Source organism: Shinella sp. NM-101 (assembly GCF_021401195.1).
Taxonomy (GTDB): domain Bacteria; phylum Pseudomonadota; class Alphaproteobacteria; order Rhizobiales; family Rhizobiaceae; genus Shinella.
The window spans coordinates 570,374-587,617 of record NZ_JACBFT010000002.1 but is presented as its reverse complement, the minus strand read 5'-3'; the positions used below and the strand labels follow the sequence as shown (position 1 = coordinate 587,617).

Genomic DNA, 17,244 nt, shown 5'->3' with positions numbered 1-17,244 from the left:
AATGAAGATGACTGTGAGATTTGGTCTTCTCGGCGCAGGCCGTATCGGCAAGGTCCACGCCAAGGCCGTGACCGGCAATCCCGATGCCGTGCTCGTCGCCGTCGCCGATGCCTTCCCCGCCGCTGCCGACGCCATCGCCAAGCAGTATGGCTGCGAGGTCCGCACCATCGAGGCGATCGAAGCCGCCAAGGACATCGACGCCGTCGTGATCTGCACGCCGACCGACACCCATGCCGACCTCATCGAGCGCTTCTCCCGCGCCGGCAAGGCGATCTTCTGCGAAAAGCCCATCGACCTCGACGTCGACCGCGTCCGCGCCTGCATGAAGGTGGTCGAGGAGACCAGGGGCAAGCTGATGGTCGGCTTCAACCGCCGCTTCGACCCGCATTTCATGGCCGTCCGCAAGGCAATCGACGACGGCCGGATCGGCGACGTCGAGATGGTGACGATCACCTCGCGCGACCCCGGCGCCCCGCCGGTCGACTATATCAAGCGCTCCGGCGGCATCTTCCGCGACATGACGATCCACGACTTCGACATGGCCCGCTTCCTGCTCGGCGAGGAGGTCGCCTCGGTCTTCGCGACGGCCGCCGTGCTGGTCGATCCGGAGATCGGCAAGGCCGGCGACTATGACAGCGTCTCCGTCATCCTCCAGACGAAGTCCGGCAAGCAGGCGATCATCTCGAACTCCCGCCGCGCCACCTACGGCTACGACCAGCGCATCGAGGTGCACGGCTCCAAGGGCGTCGTCTCCGCCGAGAACCAGCGCCCGGTCTCCATCGAGATCGCCAACGGCGACGGCTACACCCGCCCGCCGCTGCACGATTTCTTCATGACCCGCTACACCGAAGCCTATGCCAACGAGATCGCGGCCTTCATCGCCGCCATCGAGAAGGGCGCCGCCATCTCGCCCTCCGGCGCCGACGGCCTCGCCGCCCTCGCGCTGGCCGATGCGGCCGTGAAGTCGGTGGAAGAAAAGCGCCAGATCTCCGTCGCCTGACGGAAGACGACTCCCAAGGCACCTGACCGGGCGGTTCCATCGCCCGGTCTTTTTGCGTCCGGCGAGCGCGCCCTAATCCCCGCTCGTCCGCGCCGCGATGATGTCATGGTCCATCTCCGCCAATGCCCGGTCGAGATGCCCCTCCAGCACCAGCGTCGCCTCCTCCGGCACGACGGTGATCGGCGGCGCGCCGAAGAGGCGGACCTGCTGCGATTGCGCCAGCCCCTCCTCGAGGCCGCGCCGCATGAGATCGAAATAGCGCGTGCCCGGTCCGGTGATGGCGATGGGCATGCTCTCGTGGAGGCTGACCATGCGCGACAGCCCCTGCCCCAGCGCAAGGCCGGCCTGGCGGAAGGCATATTCCGACATGCGGTGCCCCTGCCGGGCCCGGAGCGCGATCTTGTCCATCTCGGCCAGCGGCACGAACTTGGCGGGAATCGTATCCGGCGGCACCTCGAAGGCCGTGCGCAGGATGCCGTAGAAGCCGGCGGAGGCCTCGATGCACCCCTGCGAGCCGCAGCGGCAGAGCTTGCCGTCCGACGAATTCAGCATGTGCCCGAAATTCGGCGCCGTCACCGACAGTTCGCCGGAGCGGTCGAACCGTGCGATGCCGAGCCCGATGCTGTGGCCGAGCGACAGCGCGGCGACGGAATGCAGGTTTTCCATGCCGGCCCGCTCCATGCGCAGCGCCATGGCATGGGCCACGAGCAGCGTCTCGTTGCTGAGCAGGATCTTCGCCCGCCAGGGCGGCTGGAGCAGCGCGGCGAAATCCACCTGCTGCGAACCGAAGATCGGCGACCAGACGAGCCGCGCAAGCGCCGGAACGACGAGCCCCTTGCTGCTGATCGAAACGACGAGCACGTCTTCCCGCGCGATCCGCGACCGGCTCGCAAGCTTCTCCAGCGCCGCCACGAAGGCCTCCGCAAAGGGCTGCGTCGAGCTGTCCGCGTGATTACGCGCTTCCTCGAACCGGTCGATCAGCGTGCCGCCATAGTCCGCCAGCGAATATTGCACGATGTCGGAGGAAATGCGCACCGCGATGAGATAGCCCGCCGCACGCCGCTGGCCGAAGATGACGCGGGGCCGCCCACGCATCGCGGTCGCCTGCTGCTCGCGCCGCTCCAGCACATCGGCCTTTTCGAGCTCCGCCGTGATGGCCGAGACGGTCGCCGAGGCAAGGCCGGTATGCTGGGAAATGTCGGTATGGGCGAGCGGTCCATGCCGGCGCAGCGAGGCGAGCACGAGCGCGCTGTTCTGCTGACGCACTAGCTCCGTGCTCGACTTCACCAGCATCGCCTGTTTCCGCTCGCTTTCATGAGATGCAACACATGCCCCTCCAAAGCACCTGTCACGCCGCCGTTCAAGAGCCGTCAAAGGCTTGTTGACAGCCTTCGAAAGATCTGACATTTATTTTCTCGACTGTCGAGAAAAAAGTCCCGACGTGTCGGGAGGGGTTGTCGAGACAGTGCTATCGTGGCCGGTCGTTGAAAGGACGGGGTTCGTCCAGGCGGCCGGTGTTCACTTGGGAGGAGATAAGATGAAATCCGTTTTGAAGCTGATGGCAGGGGCTGCCTTCATCGTTTCCATGCATTCCGCCGTTCACGCCAAGGACCTCGTCGTCGGCGTCTCCTGGTCCAACTTCCAGGAAGAGCGCTGGAAAACCGACGAAGCCGCCATCAAGGCAGCGCTCGAGGCTTCCGGCGACAAGTACATTTCCGCTGACGCCCAGTCGTCCGCCGCAAAGCAGCTCACCGACGTCGAATCGCTGATCTCGCAGGGCGCCAACGCCATCATCGTCCTGGCGCAGGATTCGGATGCCATCGGCCCGGCCATCGAGAAGGCCGCGGCGGAAGGCATCCCGGTCGTCGGCTACGACCGCCTGATCGAAAACCCGGCCGCCTTCTACATCACCTTCGACAACAAGGAAGTCGGCCGCATGCAGGCCCGCGAAGTGTTCAAGGTGAAGCCGGAAGGCAACTATGTCTTCATCAAGGGCAACTCCGCCGACCCGAACGCCGACTTCCTCTTCGCTGGCCAGCAGGAAGTGCTGAAGGAAGCGATCGACGCCGGCAAGATCAAGAATGTCGGCGAAGCCTATACCGACGGCTGGAAGCCGGAAAATGCCCAGAAGAACATGGAGCAGTTCCTGACGGCGAACGACAACAAGGTCGACGCGGTCGTCGCCTCGAACGACGGCACCGCCGGCGGCGCGATCGCGGCGCTCGCGGCCCAGGGCCTTGCCGGCTCCGTTCCGGTCTCCGGCCAGGACGCCGACCACGCCGCGCTCAACCGCGTCGCGCTCGGCACGCAGACCGTCTCGGTCTGGAAGGACTCGCGTGAACTCGGCAAGCGCGCCGCGGAAATCGCGGCCGAGCTCGCCGGCGGCAAGACCATGGACGAGATCGAAGGCGTCACCACCTTCAACGGCGGCCCGAAGGGCGTCGAGATGAAGTCCGTCTTCCTCGCCCCCCTGCCCGTCACCAAGGACAACCTGAACGTCGTCATCGACGCCGGCTGGATCTCCAAGGACGCGGCCTGCCAGGGCGTGAAGGCCGGCTCGGTCGCAGCCTGCGACTGAGCCCGATCAACCGGTAACGACCTGACCATCGCCAGGCGCCGCAACGACATCGTTGCGGCGCTTGCGCAAGATGGGCAGCGGGCGGAGGATGATGCGGATCCATCCTTTCAAGAAGCAGCACCCGAACTGTGCGCCCGAAACGAACGTTCAACAGAAGTGAGGGGGACGGCAAGACCATGGCCGACATCACGAATACCGCACATGCCAACCGTGCGCGCTCGGCGAGCGAGAATCCGGTAAAGCGCTTCTTCCGCGCGACCGAGATCGATACGCGCCTGCTCGGCATGGTCGGCGCGCTGCTGATCATCTGGATCGGCTTCAACTTCCTGTCCGGCGGCCTCTTCCTGACGCCGCGAAACCTCTGGAACCTCTCCGTCCAGACCGCCTCCGTCGCCGTGATGGCGACCGGCATGGTGCTGGTCATCGTCACGCGCAACATCGATCTTTCCGTCGGCTCGATCCTCGGTTTCGTCGGCATGATCATGGGCGTGCTGCAGGCCGAGCTGCTGCCGCAGCTTCTCGGCTTCAACCATCCGGCCACCTGGATCGTCACGCTGCTCGCCGGCCTTCTGCTCGGCGCCGCCATCGGCGCGCTGCAAGGCTCGATCATCGCCTTCATGAACGTGCCGTCCTTCATCGTGACGCTCGGGGGCCTGCTCGTCTGGCGCGGCGCCACCTGGTTCGTCACGAGCGGGCGCACCGTCGCCCCGATGGACGCCACCTTCCGCCTGATGGGCGGCGGCACCGAGGGCTCGATCGGCGCGACGGCGAGCTGGATCGTCGGCGCCCTCGCCTGCGTCGCCATCGTCGCGACGATCGCCAATTCCCGCAAGCAGCGCAAGCGCTTCGGCTTTCCGCTGCGCCCCATGTGGGCCGAATATTTCCTCGTCGCCATCGGCTGCGCGCTGGTGCTCGGCGCCGTCGGGGTCGTCAACAGCTACCCCTGGCCCGTCGCCATCGCCCGCAGATATGCCGATGCCAACGGCATCGCTTGGCCGGACGGCGGCCTCTTCATCCCGCACGGCATCGCCATTCCCGTGCTGATCGCCATCGTCGTCGGCATCGTCATGACCTTCATCTCGACGCGCCTGCGCTTCGGCCGCTATGTCTTCGCCATCGGCGGCAACCAGGAAGCCGCCGAGCTCGCCGGCATCAAGACGCGCTGGGTCACGGTCAAGATCTTCGCGCTGATGGGCATGCTCTGCGCCATCGCCGCCGCCATCTCGACCGCCCGCCTCAACGCCGCGACCAATGCGCAGGGCGAGCTCGACGAGCTCTACACCATCGCGGCCGCCGTCATCGGCGGCACCTCGCTCGGCGGCGGCATGGGCACCATCGCGGGCGCCATGCTCGGCGCCCTCGTCATGCAATCGCTGCAATCGGGCATGGTGCTGGTCGGCATCGACACCCCGTTCCAGCGCATCGTTGTCGGTGTGGTCCTCGTGGTCGCCGTCTGGCTCGACACGATCTACCGCGCCCGCGCCAAGTAAGAGGAGCCCACCCAATGACGGACACCCGTACGCCCCTCGTGGAGATGAAGAACATCTCCATCTCCTTCGGCGGCATCCATGCCGTGGACAATGCCTCTATCGATCTCTATCCCGGAGAGGTCGTCGCCCTGCTCGGCCACAACGGCGCCGGCAAGTCGACGCTGATCAAGATCCTCTCCGGCGCCTACAGGCGCGACGGCGGCGAGATCCTGATCAACGGCGAACCCGCCGAGATAAGCAACCCGCGCGACGCCAAGAAATACGGCATCGAGACGATCTACCAGACGCTCGCCGTCGCCGACAATGTCGACGCCGCCGCCAACCTCTATCTCGGCCGCGAGTTGCGCACCCCCTGGGGCACGCTCGACGACGTCGCGATGGAGGCCAAGACCCGCGAGGTGATGGGCCGCCTCAACCCCAACTTCCAGCGCTTCAAGGAACCGGTGAAGGCGCTTTCCGGCGGCCAGCGCCAGTCGGTGGCGATCGCAAGGGCCATCCTCTTCAACGCCCGCATCCTCATCATGGACGAGCCGACAGCGGCGCTCGGCCCCCAGGAGACTGCACAGGTCGGCGAGCTGATCAAGCAGCTCAAGAAGGAAGGCATCGGCATCTTCCTCATCAGCCACGACATCCACGACGTCTTCGACCTCGCCGACCGCGTCTCTGTCATGAAGAATGGCCAGGTGGTGGGCCACGCCCGCACCGAGGACGTCACCAAGGACGAGGTGCTCGGCATGATCATCCTCGGCAAGGTCCCGGAAAAAGCCATCCCCGGCCCCGGCGCCATGCAGACCGCCTGATCCCCTCGCCAAGGCCGCCCCAATGGGCGGCCTTTTCATCTCATCACCGGCAAACCCATAACAGTTTGCCATTTCCGCAATTTCCGCATTGAAGCCCGCCCCCACCTGGGTTAAGAACCCTTTCATCGGACAGGCGAGTCATCGCCCTGCATGCACCCGTAGCTCAGCTGGATAGAGTGTTGGATTCCGATTCCAAAGGTCACAGGTTCGAATCCTGTCGGGTGCGCCATTCTTCGCCAAGATCAATTGTTCTCCGGGATACTCCGCCAAAAGACGTATCGATGATAACGCCCCCTCGCTCGGAACGCTTTCGGCTTCAACTACTTGGTGGCGTGCGGGGATAGGTGGCAACCTTGACCTTGCTGGCTGAACCGTTAGCCTCGATACCGTTCAACAGGATCCACGATCAGCGACAGGATTGCGTCGATGTCGAGACCACGCGTTCTTCTGCTGGCGGAAATCTGTAATCCGGAATGGCCGTCCCTGCCGGTGGTGGGCTACAAATATGCGCGGGCGCTCGCGTCGGTCGCGGATGTGAAGGTCGCGACCCATGTGCGCAACCGGCCGGCGATCGAGGCGGCCGGTGAGTTTGGCGACAAGGTTGTCTACATCGACAATGAGTGGATCGCGGGAAGGATGCACAAGCTGTCGGAGATCTTGCGCGGCGGCTCGGAAGTGGCGTGGTCGACGCACCAGATCATGGCCTACCTGCCCTATCTCGAATTCGAGCGACAGGCCCTGCGCACTTTTCGGGAGGAACTCGCCGATGGTGCGTTCGATCTTGTCCATCGCATAACGCCGATGTCGCCGACGCTGCCGAGCATCGCGGCCAGCCGTGGTCCCGTCCCCTTCGTGATCGGCCCGCTCAACGGCAACCTCGACTGGCCACGCGCCTTCCAGTCGGAGCAGAAGCGGGAACGGGAAGGCATGCGCCGCCTGCGGAACCTTTACAAGGCGCTGCCCTTTGCCCGGACTACTTTCACCAAGGCCGCCGCGATCCTGGCAGCCTTCCGGCATACGGTCGACGATCTGCCGCCTGGGGTAGATGCCCGCGTCGTCCCCTTTCCCGAGGTGGGATTCGATCCCGCCATCTTTCATTCGGACGGCCGCCGCCGCCCGTTTTCGGGGGGCGGTCCCTACCGGTTCCTCTATGCCGGCCGCCTCGTGCCTTACAAGGTTCCCGAAGTGGCGGTCCGCGCCTTCGTCGGCTCCGATGCATTGCGGCCCCACCGCCTGCACATCGTCGGCGACGGCCCCGAAGAGCCGCGCCTGCGCCAGATCGTGGCGGAGGCGCATGCGCAGGACAGGGTGATCTTCGAGGGGCGGAAAAGCCAGGCCGAGGTCGCCGGGATGATGCGCGGCGTCGATGCCTTCATATTCCCCTCCATCCGGGAGCTTGGCGCGGGCGTGGTCGTCGAAGCCATGGCCTGCGGCCCGGTCTGCATCGTCACCGCCTATGGCGCACCGGGCGACCTGACGGCCAACGGACGGGGCGTCCGGGTGCCCTTGCAGCCGCTCGACGGGCTCGTTGCCGCAAATCGCGCCGCGATGGAGGCATGCCTTGCCGATCCCGAAGCGCATGCCGCCATGGCAAGCGCGGCCCATGATTATGCCGTTGGGCTATACACCTGGGAGGCCAAGGCCGCCTATACGGCCAGGATCTACGATGCCGTCATGGCGCGTCGTTCGCTTGCGGACCTCACCGACTATCTCTGATCCGCTGTCACGATTCGGCCGCCGGCAGTCGGATCAGCGATCGACAAATCGTTGCGGCTGGAGGTCGGGCAGGCATCGGACGATGTCTGCTTCCAGCTTGTCCAGGAAGCGGTAGCGGGACCTGTACAGCGACCGCTTGTTCGGCTTGATGCTGTCGGTGTCCCTTTGCCCGGTCGCCAGCGGCAAGGCATAGAAGTACGGGCCGTCCTCGACGCCTCCCCGGTCTTCCCATATGCGGTCGTAATCCTGCGTCGTCGCGGGATGCCCGCCAAAGAAGGGGTGCCGGTCGTAGCGCTCGCTGTCCCGCACACCGAGAAGCCGCTGCACCTGCCAGTGACGGCAGAGCATCCGGCAAAGCTCGATCAAAAGATCCCTGGGACGAAGACCGTAGGCCGCCTTGGTCAACTGGCGATAGAGGTCCTTGGCCTCGTCGGTATTGCGTCCCTGCACCGAGCCGATCAGGCAATGAATCCCCCGCCCCCTCACGACTTCCATGAAGGAGAAGGCCAGGGAATAGGCGCGAAAGTCTTCGACGAACAGGTTGAGCGTCAGCCCGCCTTCCCGGATGAGCCAGTGCGGCTGGTCGATGACGACGCGCAAGCCGGGATAGATCTCGTCCAGCGACGTGATGACCAGCCGCTCGGCGACGGCGATGGGGAAAGGGCCATCCAGCAGGCCGACGATCCGGTAGTGGTCGCTTATGCACCGCAGCCGTTCCTTCACGCTCCAGCTCGCGCAGAGATAGGACCACAGCAGAGGGCCGACCACGGCCTCGGGCCGTTCGCGCGCGATGCGTTGCAGCGCGGGCGCGCTCTGGCGAAACAACGTCGCCACCTGCGAAGCGTGACGCACGGCCGCCACCAGGAGCTGGACGCGCAGCTTGAAGTGCTCCAGGTCGCGCCTGAACGCGATGCGCGGCATTGCGCGGATGACGAGCCCCGCCATCCAGAGATAGGACATGATCTTCATCTTGAGGCTATGGGCCTCTCCGACGGCCGGCGCCGAGGCGCCAGCCGTCTCCGCATCGAAAGGTCCGGCCCTTTCGTCACATGCCTCGTCCGAAGCGTAGAGATTGCTAAACATCGGGATAAACACCGCGTTGCCCGAACCGCCGAAACGGAGCTTCCTGTCGGCGACGGCTGTCACCCGCCTCCATCCCCGGAAAGAGCGACAGCCTTTCCGCTACCCGACGATGCTCCATGCAAGCCTCCCTTCGACGAGGTTCGAACGAACCGTATCCTGGCGTCTGCCTTGCCCATCCTGAAGTACATCTTCCGTCAAAGGACGACACCTCCAAGGTTGGGCAAGCTCTCCAGCGCGTAAGCAAGCAGTCTGCCTGTCGCGTAGCCGATGGGCCACAGCAACAGAATCCCCGCCTCGAAGGCGAGGCTGTTGAACTGGTACCGCCGATTGAAGTATATGATCATCGGAACCGTCGGCAATGCATGCAGTGCAATGGCCCATAGTGCGCCATCGAAGCCGAATATCCAATAGCAAAGCGGAACGATGGTGAAGAGACACAGCGCCTTGACGATATTGAGGATGCTCAGGTAACGCGGTTCGCCGAGCGCGAGATAGGCCAGCGAGAATACGGTGAAGCGGGAGACCAGAAGCCCGCAGGACAATATTTCGAGCACGGTGGCGGCGCCCATGTAGCGATCGTCGTAGAGCACGTCGATGATCGCCTCGCCGGACCCGTAGAGAAGGCCGGCCCCGCCCACGAAGAACATGTCGAACGGCAGGCGGAACTTGTAATAGACGCTGCGCAGCATTTCCGGACGCTCGCGCGCCACCTTGCTGAGCGCGGGAGAGGCGACGGACGTGAAGAGGCGGCCGCCTGCCCCCTCCAGGATGGCAACGAGACTGTATGCCAGGACGTAAAGGCCGAGGGCGGCCTGGCTGATCCAGCCGGCCAGCAGCATCCTGTCCCCGTTGGAGGCCAGCACCGACGTGGTCGACGACAGCATGATCCAGCGGCCGAACCGGAGAAGCTCTCCCGCCGCCGTGGGCTCCAGGCGGAAGCGGTTGCCCCGGCCTGCCAGGTGGGTATGGCTCAAGACGGTGAGAGCGAGCGAGGAAGCCAGCGCCGAGGCGACGAAGGACCAGATCGACCGCGTGTACCATGCAAGCAGAATGGCAACGGCAAGGCCCAGCACCTGCGCAAACATCTCGATGGCCGTCGCACGCCCCAGATCGAGATGGCGTGCGCAGGATATGAGCTTCGTCGACTGGAAACCGCCGATGACGGCCGTGAACGCCACGGCGATGATGATCGGCGGCAGCTCGGGCGAGGTATAGACGGACCCGGCCTTGAAGGCACCGAAGCGGTCCGCCTGCGCGATGCCGAACGCGACGGCGATGCAGGCGAGCCAGATCAGGAAGCCGCGTATCGCCTGCAGCGTCCATGCGGTATCGAGAAAATCCGGGGTGTCCCCTTTCGCGCTCTGAACGACCGCCTGGCGCAGGCCGATATCGGACAGCATGAAGATGATGACCTGCACCATCATGGCGACGGCCATGAGACCGAACATTTCGGGAATGAGCAGCCGCGTCAGGATGAGGTTGCTCAGGATTCGCAGGAACTGGGAGGCGATGTAGCCGCCCATGGACCATCCGGCCGCGCGCAGGACCAGGCCCCGGATGCCTTCCCAGCTCGTCGGCGCGCGGGCACTCTCGACCTCGGGCGGCGGGAGGGTATCAGAACACGGCTGACCCTGTTCCTCGTCGATCGGATACAGCTTTGCGGCGCCCCTGACGGAACGCGTGACAGACGCCAATAGCCCTCTCCCTCTTCAACATCTCTGGCCCCTTTGTTTCCTACGCGGGCTCGACGAGCCTCTGCTGGCGAACGTGAACCGGCATTTCGCATATCTTCTCATCGCGCCGGACGAGGTCCACGACGGGCGCCGCGACACGGATCGCGGTCAAAACCCGCTCCGCGAGAACACGCACATAGGGTTCCAGAACCATGCTGTCGTGATCGCCGGGAACCTCATGGACGCACAGATTGGGAATGTGCGGCGTCCAGCCGTTGTCGTCGAGCAGGATGTTGCGGCTCTTCTGCAGCCGCCGCCCGCCCGTCAACCGGTAGTGGACGACGGGCTTCGGCCGCAGAAGCGTGACCGCGCCCGCATAGGGCTTCAGCTCGTAGCGCTGCAAGGCGCGCAGGAAGGCGCTCTCGATCCGGCTGTTGTTGAACTGGTCGGGCGCGGTGTCGCGCGCCTGTGCAAGGCGCTTCTCGCGCTTTTCCGCCTCCCAGCACCTGCGGTCGTGCAGCCATTTCTGTACGAAGGCGCCCTTGTGACGGCGAATGTCCTGCAGCTTCATCAGGATCCGGTCCTGCAACCCCAATGGCGGCTGGGTCGGCAGGGGCGTGTCGAGCATCACGAGATGGGCGACCTCCTCATCCAGCGCCGAAAGCTGGTGGGCGATTTCATAGGCGACGATGCCGCCGCCGGAATAGCCGGCCAGAAGATAGGGGCCGGACGGCTGGACCGTGCGGATTTCCGCGATGTAGTCGCGCGCCATGTCCTCGAAGGTCTCGTGCGGATCGAGCCCGCCGTAAAGCCCGCGCGCCTGCAGGCCGTAGACGGGCCTGTCGCCCCCGAGGATCTGCGCCAGGTGCCTCAGGTTGAGCACGTTGCCGAACATGCCGGCGCAGATGAAGAGAGGCGTCGCCCGGCTGTCGCGGCCGGGATGCATCAGGACGACATGGGTGGGCTTGGCCTGCGGCGGAGGCGCGTCGATCGCGATTGCCGCTTCATCCACGGCGCCGTTCGCCTGGGGAACCTGCGCGAGGACGAGATCGGCGCACAGGGCAATGGTCGGCGCCTCGAACAGCGTCGAGATCGGAAGATCCAGCCCGTACTGTGCCTTGATCATGCGGAACAGGCGCACGGCGATCAACGAATGTCCGCCCATGTCGAAGAAGCTGTCATGGACACCGACCTGCCCGACGCCGAGCAGTTCCCGCCAATATCCCGCAAGCGTCTCCTCCACCGGATTGCGCGGCGCGATATATTCGCTTTCGAGGTCCGGGCGCTCGAAGCCGATGCTCCGCGACGGCGCCTCCTCGGCGGACATCGCGGCGTGGCGGCAAAGGGCGTCGAGATCGATGGAACTGACGATGGGCTGCACCTCCGCGGTGGCGAGCGCCCGCACAAGGGCCTCGAAACCTTCGCCGGGCCGAATTCCCTGGTGCACCATCGCATCCAGCTTCAGCATGGCCGGTGACGGCGGCGGCCGCCTCGTTCCGGCAACGGCCGCAGGCGCCTCGGCCAGGGCGGGCGGATCGGCGAAACTGAGATCGTGATCCAGCCGCCGGACGACGAAACGCCGGATGTCCAGCAGGACCTCGCCATCCGGCGCCACGATCGTGACGTCGAAGGCCGCATAGCCCTCGCCGAAATCGCTGCTGTCGGCAAGGCGGACCCAGCTCAGGATGCGTGAGGGAAGCGGCTTGAACAGCGAAACATGGCCATAGGCGGCGGGCGCCCAGAGGACCGCCGCCGGATCGTATCCGGCAATCAGTTCCATCGCAAAGCCGGTGGCAAGGTCGAGCATCGCAGGGTGGACCAGAACGCCGTCCGCGCTGTCGTGCCGGTAGTCCGCCGGCAGTTCGAGCTCCGCAAGGGCCTCTCCGTCTCCATAGGCGACGGATTTCAGGACGCCCCAGCGCGGCCCGAAGCGGATGTGGTCCTCCTGCGCCGCGCGCAGGCTGGAGCCGGGCCGGGCCGTCTGCCACCTGCCGCACCGGGCAACGACCGGGGCAACGTCACGGACGGCGGGCGCCGCTTCGTCACGGAAGCGCAGGTGCGCTTCCACGATCTTCTCGAACCCGCCGTCGGCCCGCGCGGCCGAGAGCGTGATACGATATCCGTCCCGGGCCGCCGCATGCCGCAGCCGGACGACCCGCGTTTCTCCGTCGGCGACGACGAGCGGCCGCAGGAAGACCAGCTCGGTGACGTCGGCAGAAAACGACAGGCCGTATTCCCGCGCCGATTGCGCGACGAGATCGATATAGGCCGCACCGGGCATGACCGACTGGCCGGACACGAGCCGATGCTCGTCCAGAACCCAATGCGTTTGCGGGCCGACCACGGCTTCCAGCCACGGCACGCCATCCTCGTCCTCGACCCAGCGTTCGAAGAACGGCCCCTTCGTTGCCGCGTCAACCGGCAGGACGATGCTCTCGCGTGCCGCGGCGCTCGACGCGCGGGCGGCTATCCCGACCTCGTTCCAGATGCCCCAGTGAAGCGCGATGGTACGGCGATCGGTCCTCTGCGACCGGCTTTCGGCATAGGCGTTGAGATAGGCGTTGGCCGCCACGTAGTCCACCTGCCCTGCCGGCGCGGTGTCGGTGCTGGTCGAGGAGAACAGGAGGACGAAATCGAGCGCCACGGCCTCCAGCGCCGCGTCCAGGACCGTCGTGCCGAGCACCTTCGGCGCCAGGACCCGCTCGATGCCTTCCTGCGACTTGCCCTGGATGAGGCCGTCGTCGACGATCCCGGCGGCATGGAAGACGCCGTTGATCTCGCCATACTGCGCAAGCGTCGCGGCGACGATGTCGTCCATCTCCTGCGGGTTGGTCACATCGCCGGAAAGGTAAAGCACCTCGGCCCCTTGCGCCTCCAGCCTGCGGATTGCCGAGGTCGCGCGGCGCACGGCGTCGTGGCCGTGCAGCCGGTCGTAAGCCTGCCATTCCTCGCGTGGCGGAAGCGCGGTTCGCCCGACAAGCACGAGCCTGGCCCTGAACCGCGCGGCAAGTTCGTTCTCGATGACGAAGGCGAGGTCCCCGAGACCGCCGGTGAACAGATAGACGCCCTTCTCCCGGAACAGCGCGGCACCGTCGGCGCCGCCTTCGAGCGCCAGCCTGTCGTGGAACCGCAGCCAGCGGCGCCCCTTGCGATAGGCGACGACTTCCGAGGCCGGCCGGGACAGCAGGTCCTCCCACAATGTGTCGGTGAGCGCCTGCCGCTGTCCGCCCGGCTCGGCAGGCGCGGGGCTCCTGCGCCAGCGCTCGGCAAATCGCCGCGCCGCGACCGGCTTGTCGAGTTGGACATCGACAAGCTTGACCGTCGTGCCGGGCATTTCCCGGGGGATCACCAGGGCCGGGCCCAGCACGGTCGCCTTTTCCGGATAGGCAAGGGCCTCGTCGAAAACGCGCTGCATGCCGTTGGCCACGACCGTGACATGCAGGTCCTCGGCCCTTGCAACGTCGCCCAGCGCCTGCGCCAGGTGCAGCAGGCTGTAGAAACCGCATTCCTGATTGCGATGGAAGAAGTTCGAGCCGGGACGGAAGCTTTCCGTCTCGGTCAGCAGCCACATGTGAACGATGCGGGACGGCAGGGCATCGTCGGCGGCCAGCGCCGATACGAGCGCATCGTATCCCGCCTTTCCGGCTTCCGCGCAAAGCACGTAATGGTCGCCATCGTGCCGGAAGAACGCGTCGCCCAGGGAAACGGTGACGACCCGGTGGCCGAGCCCGCGCAGCCGCGTGGCCAGTTGCATGCCGACCCCCGCCTCATCGAGGAAGAAAAGCCACGAACGCGGGGTCGCCTCCGCGCCGCTGACATAATCGACGAGCGCCTGCTTCCAGGCCGGCCTGTAGCCCCAGCGGGCCATGTCGGGCTCCCTGGTGACGGCCTTTTCGTCCTCGCGCCGTTCATCGGCGCCCGAAGCCCTTTCGATGAAGTAGCGCCGATGCTGGAACGGATAGGCCGGCAGCGTCACGAAGCTGGGCCTGCCGCCCTCCCACAGGCGCGATACGGCGACGGGAAGGCCGGTCGCCCAGCCGCGCCCCAGCGCGCACAGGAAGTGGCGCCTGTCGTCCCACTCTTCGTCGGGATGCGGCAGGCTGTTGATGATCTGGTTGGCCTCGATGCTGCCCTGCGCCTTGGCGAGCGAGGACAGGACGCGGCCCGGCCCGGCCTCGATGTAGATGTACGGCGCGCTCTTCGCGAGCGTTTCCATGCCCTTGGCAAAGAGCACCGTTGAGCGCAGGTGATCGACCCAGTAGGCGGGATCGGTCGCCTCCTCGGCGGTCAGCCAGCCGCCGCTGCGGTTGGAAACGATCGGGATTTCCGGCGCCCGCAGGGAGAGGCCCCGAAGGAATGCCTCGAAGCGCGGCAGAATGGGTTCGAGCATGCGCGAATGCGCGGCGATGTCGATCGGAATGCGGGTGGCATCCACGCCGCGTTCCTCCAGGCGCGTCCGGAAGCGGTCGAGGTCCCGATTGCGGCCCGACACCACGCACAGCCCGGGTGCGTTGACGGAGGCGACATCGAGTTCGGGCGGCAACAGCGCCAGCAGGCTTTCGTGGTCCATGGGAACGCTGAGCATGCCGCCCGGTTCGACGCTGTCGAAAAGCTCGCCTCTCAGCCGCACCAGATGCACCGCATCGCGGAAGCTCATCACGCCCGCAATGCAGGCGGCGGCGTTCTCGCCCATCGAATGGCCGTGCAGGGCCGCCGGAACCACGCCCCAGGACATCCATGCCCGGGCGAGCGCGACTTCGAGGATCAGGATGGCCGGCAATTGCACCGACGGCCGCTGGAATGCCCGGCCGGCATCCTCGCCGCCGGACCCGAGCCACACGCCGCGTATTTCCTCGGCGGCCGCGGCCGGAAGATAGGACAACCCCTCATCGATGGTCGCGCGGAAGGCGGCATCGTCCCGGTAGAGGCAGCGCGCCATGCCGGGGTGCTGAACCCCGCCGCCGGGAAACAGGAAGACGGCGCCCGCATTCGCCTCGACCGGCACATGGAAGAAGGCCCGTTTCGACTTCGGATCGGAAAGGATCGCGACGGCCTCCTCGCCGCTTGCCGCGGCCAGCACCATGCGATGCTCGAAATGCCTTCGGCCGGAAAACAGCGTATGGGCGACATCGCCGAGCGCGAGGCCCGGCTGGTCCGAAAGCGCGGAGGCCAGCCGCGTCGCGGCCTGCTCCACGGCCTTGCGCTGGCGCGCCGAAAGGAACAGCAGCAGGGGCTCCTGCGCGGCGACGAGACCGGCCTGGCGGACGGGCGGCTGCTCCAGGATGACATGGGCGTTCGTTCCGCCGACACCGAGCGAGTTGACGGCCGCCCGGCGCGGCCCGCCGCCGGCCGGCCAAGCCGCCAGCCTGTCGGCGACGAGGAAGGGGCTGGCCGCGAAATCGATCGCCGGATTGGGCTTTTCGAACCCCAGCGTGGGCGGGATTTCCCCATGCCTGACGGCCAATGCCGCCTTGATGACGCCGACGACCCCGGCCGCGGTGTCGAGGTGCCCGATATTGGTCTTCACCGAGCCGACATAGCAGAACCCGGTCCGCTTCGTGCTTTGCCGGAAGGCCTGCGTGAGCGCTTCGATCTCGATGGGATCGCCGATGGCGGTGCCCGTGCCGTGGCATTCGACATACTGGATGGAATCGGCGGAAATGCCCCCGAGCGCCTGCGCCTCGATGATCGCTTCCGCCTGGCCCGTCACGCTCGGCGCCAGGTAGCCCGCCTTGTTGCCGCCGTCATTGTTGATCGCCGAGCTCTTGATGACCGCATGGATGATGTCGCCATCGGCCAGCGCATCCGCCAGCCGCCGCAGGACCACGACACCGACGCCGCTGCCGAAGACGGTTCCGGCCGCGCGATGGTCGAAGGCGCGGCAATGCCCGTCCGGCGAGAGGATCTCGCCCTCCTGGTAGAGATAGCCCCTGCCATGGGGAAACTCGATGGTGACGCCGCCCGCCAGCGCCATGTCGCACTCGCCGTTCAGCAGGCTCTGGCTGGCATAGTGGATGGCCACCAGCGACGTGGAACAGGCCGTCTGGACATTGACGCTCGGGCCACGCAGGTTGAACGTGAACGAGGCGCGCGTCGACAGGAAATCCTTGTCGTTGCCGGTATGGCGCAGCAGGAACATGCCGATCTGGTCGACGAGCTGCCTGTTGCTGCAGACGTTGAAGTAGAAGTAGCTCCCCATCCCGCAGCCGGCGAAGACCCCGACGGGGCCGCTGTTGCGGTCGGGCGTGCGGTTGGCGTCCTCCATCGCCTCCCAGGCGCATTCGAGGAACTGGCGGTGCTGGGGATCCATGATCGCGGCATCCTTGGGGCTGAGCCCGAAGAAATCGGCGTCGAACTGATCCATTCCCGGCAGGTCCGCGGTACGTCGCACATAATGCGGGTGGTGGAGGCGATCGGGAGCCTCCCCGGCCTGCATCAGCTCGTCCGGCGTAAGGCTGCGGATGGATTCCACTCCTTCACGCAGATTGCGCCAGAACTCCCCCACATTGCGGGCTCCCGGCACGCGCAGCGCCATGCCCACGATGGCGATGTCGCTGATGGCGTCCTGACCTGTACTGTCCAGCATATTACTCAACCGCCGAACCACTGCGGATATTCTTGACGAATGACCGCCAGACTTGCGGCTCCCTTTTGTGATCGGATCCCCAAAATGCCTGTACGGCTGAAACAGCGCCGCAGTCTCCGATTGTGACCTGCGGGCGCGCAAGTACAATTACCTCTTTCGGTGAGGGGAGTTAGAAGCGCCTACGCCAAAAGGAAGCCTCGGTTCGTCCCGCGCCTTCGATCAGCCGCAGCGTCTAAACCTTATGCGCAAGGTCGCGCATGTTGATCTTTCAACTGTCGGGGGATTTCATCGAAACGATCGTGTTTCAGGCTTTGGATG

9 protein-coding genes and 1 tRNA gene are annotated in these 17,244 nt (G+C 65.8%); 6 read left to right on the top strand and 4 right to left on the bottom strand.

Annotated elements, in window-relative coordinates:
* Positions 1-7: 7 nt before the first annotated feature.
* Entirely contained in the window at positions 8-1,000 is a 993-nt protein-coding gene (gene iolG, locus L0976_RS06630; RefSeq protein ID WP_203319651.1) for an inositol 2-dehydrogenase, read from the top strand.
* Between the two features lie 72 nt (positions 1,001-1,072).
* Here iolG and L0976_RS06625 read toward each other — a convergent pair whose 3' ends face one another.
* Positions 1,073-2,293, bottom strand: coding sequence for an ROK family protein (locus tag L0976_RS06625; RefSeq protein WP_234186599.1), 1,221 nt, complete (start codon positions 2,291-2,293; stop codon positions 1,073-1,075).
* A 244-nt stretch (positions 2,294-2,537) separates the two neighbouring features.
* Between L0976_RS06625 and xylF the strand changes: the two genes are divergently transcribed.
* The 5 genes from xylF to L0976_RS06600 all read left to right on the top strand — a co-directional run bounded on the left by xylF (position 2,538) and on the right by L0976_RS06600 (position 7,584).
* The gene (gene xylF, locus L0976_RS06620) at positions 2,538-3,578 is read left to right on the top strand and encodes a D-xylose ABC transporter substrate-binding protein (RefSeq protein ID WP_234186598.1); all 1,041 of its coding nucleotides are present in this window, start codon (positions 2,538-2,540) and stop codon (positions 3,576-3,578) included.
* Positions 3,579-3,754: 176 nt separating this feature from the next.
* On the top strand, positions 3,755-5,068 hold the full coding sequence (locus L0976_RS06615) for a sugar ABC transporter permease (protein ID WP_203319654.1): 1,314 nt from the start codon (positions 3,755-3,757) through the stop codon (positions 5,066-5,068).
* Between the two features lie 14 nt (positions 5,069-5,082).
* Positions 5,083-5,868, top strand: coding sequence for an ATP-binding cassette domain-containing protein (locus L0976_RS06610; RefSeq protein ID WP_234186597.1), 786 nt, complete (start codon positions 5,083-5,085; stop codon positions 5,866-5,868).
* Between the two features lie 152 nt (positions 5,869-6,020).
* Positions 6,021-6,097 (top strand) — tRNA-Arg (locus tag L0976_RS06605).
* A gap of 197 nt (positions 6,098-6,294) precedes the next feature.
* Positions 6,295-7,584, top strand: coding sequence for a glycosyltransferase family 4 protein (locus L0976_RS06600; RefSeq protein ID WP_234186596.1), 1,290 nt, complete (start codon positions 6,295-6,297; stop codon positions 7,582-7,584).
* A 33-nt stretch (positions 7,585-7,617) separates the two neighbouring features.
* On the opposite strand, the gene L0976_RS06595 is transcribed toward L0976_RS06600, so the two are convergent.
* The 3 genes from L0976_RS06595 to L0976_RS06585 form a co-directional block, all read right to left on the bottom strand.
* Entirely contained in the window at positions 7,618-8,544 is a 927-nt protein-coding gene (locus L0976_RS06595; protein WP_234186595.1) for a DUF535 family protein, read from the bottom strand.
* Positions 8,545-8,861: 317 nt separating this feature from the next.
* Positions 8,862-10,361, bottom strand: a complete 1,500-nt coding sequence (locus L0976_RS06590; RefSeq protein ID WP_234186594.1) for an oligosaccharide flippase family protein — start codon at positions 10,359-10,361, stop codon at positions 8,862-8,864.
* 40 nt (positions 10,362-10,401) lie between these two features.
* Positions 10,402-16,926, bottom strand: coding sequence for a type I polyketide synthase (locus tag L0976_RS06585; protein ID WP_234186593.1), 6,525 nt, complete (start codon positions 16,924-16,926; stop codon positions 10,402-10,404).
* Between the last annotated feature and the right edge of the window lie 318 nt (positions 16,927-17,244).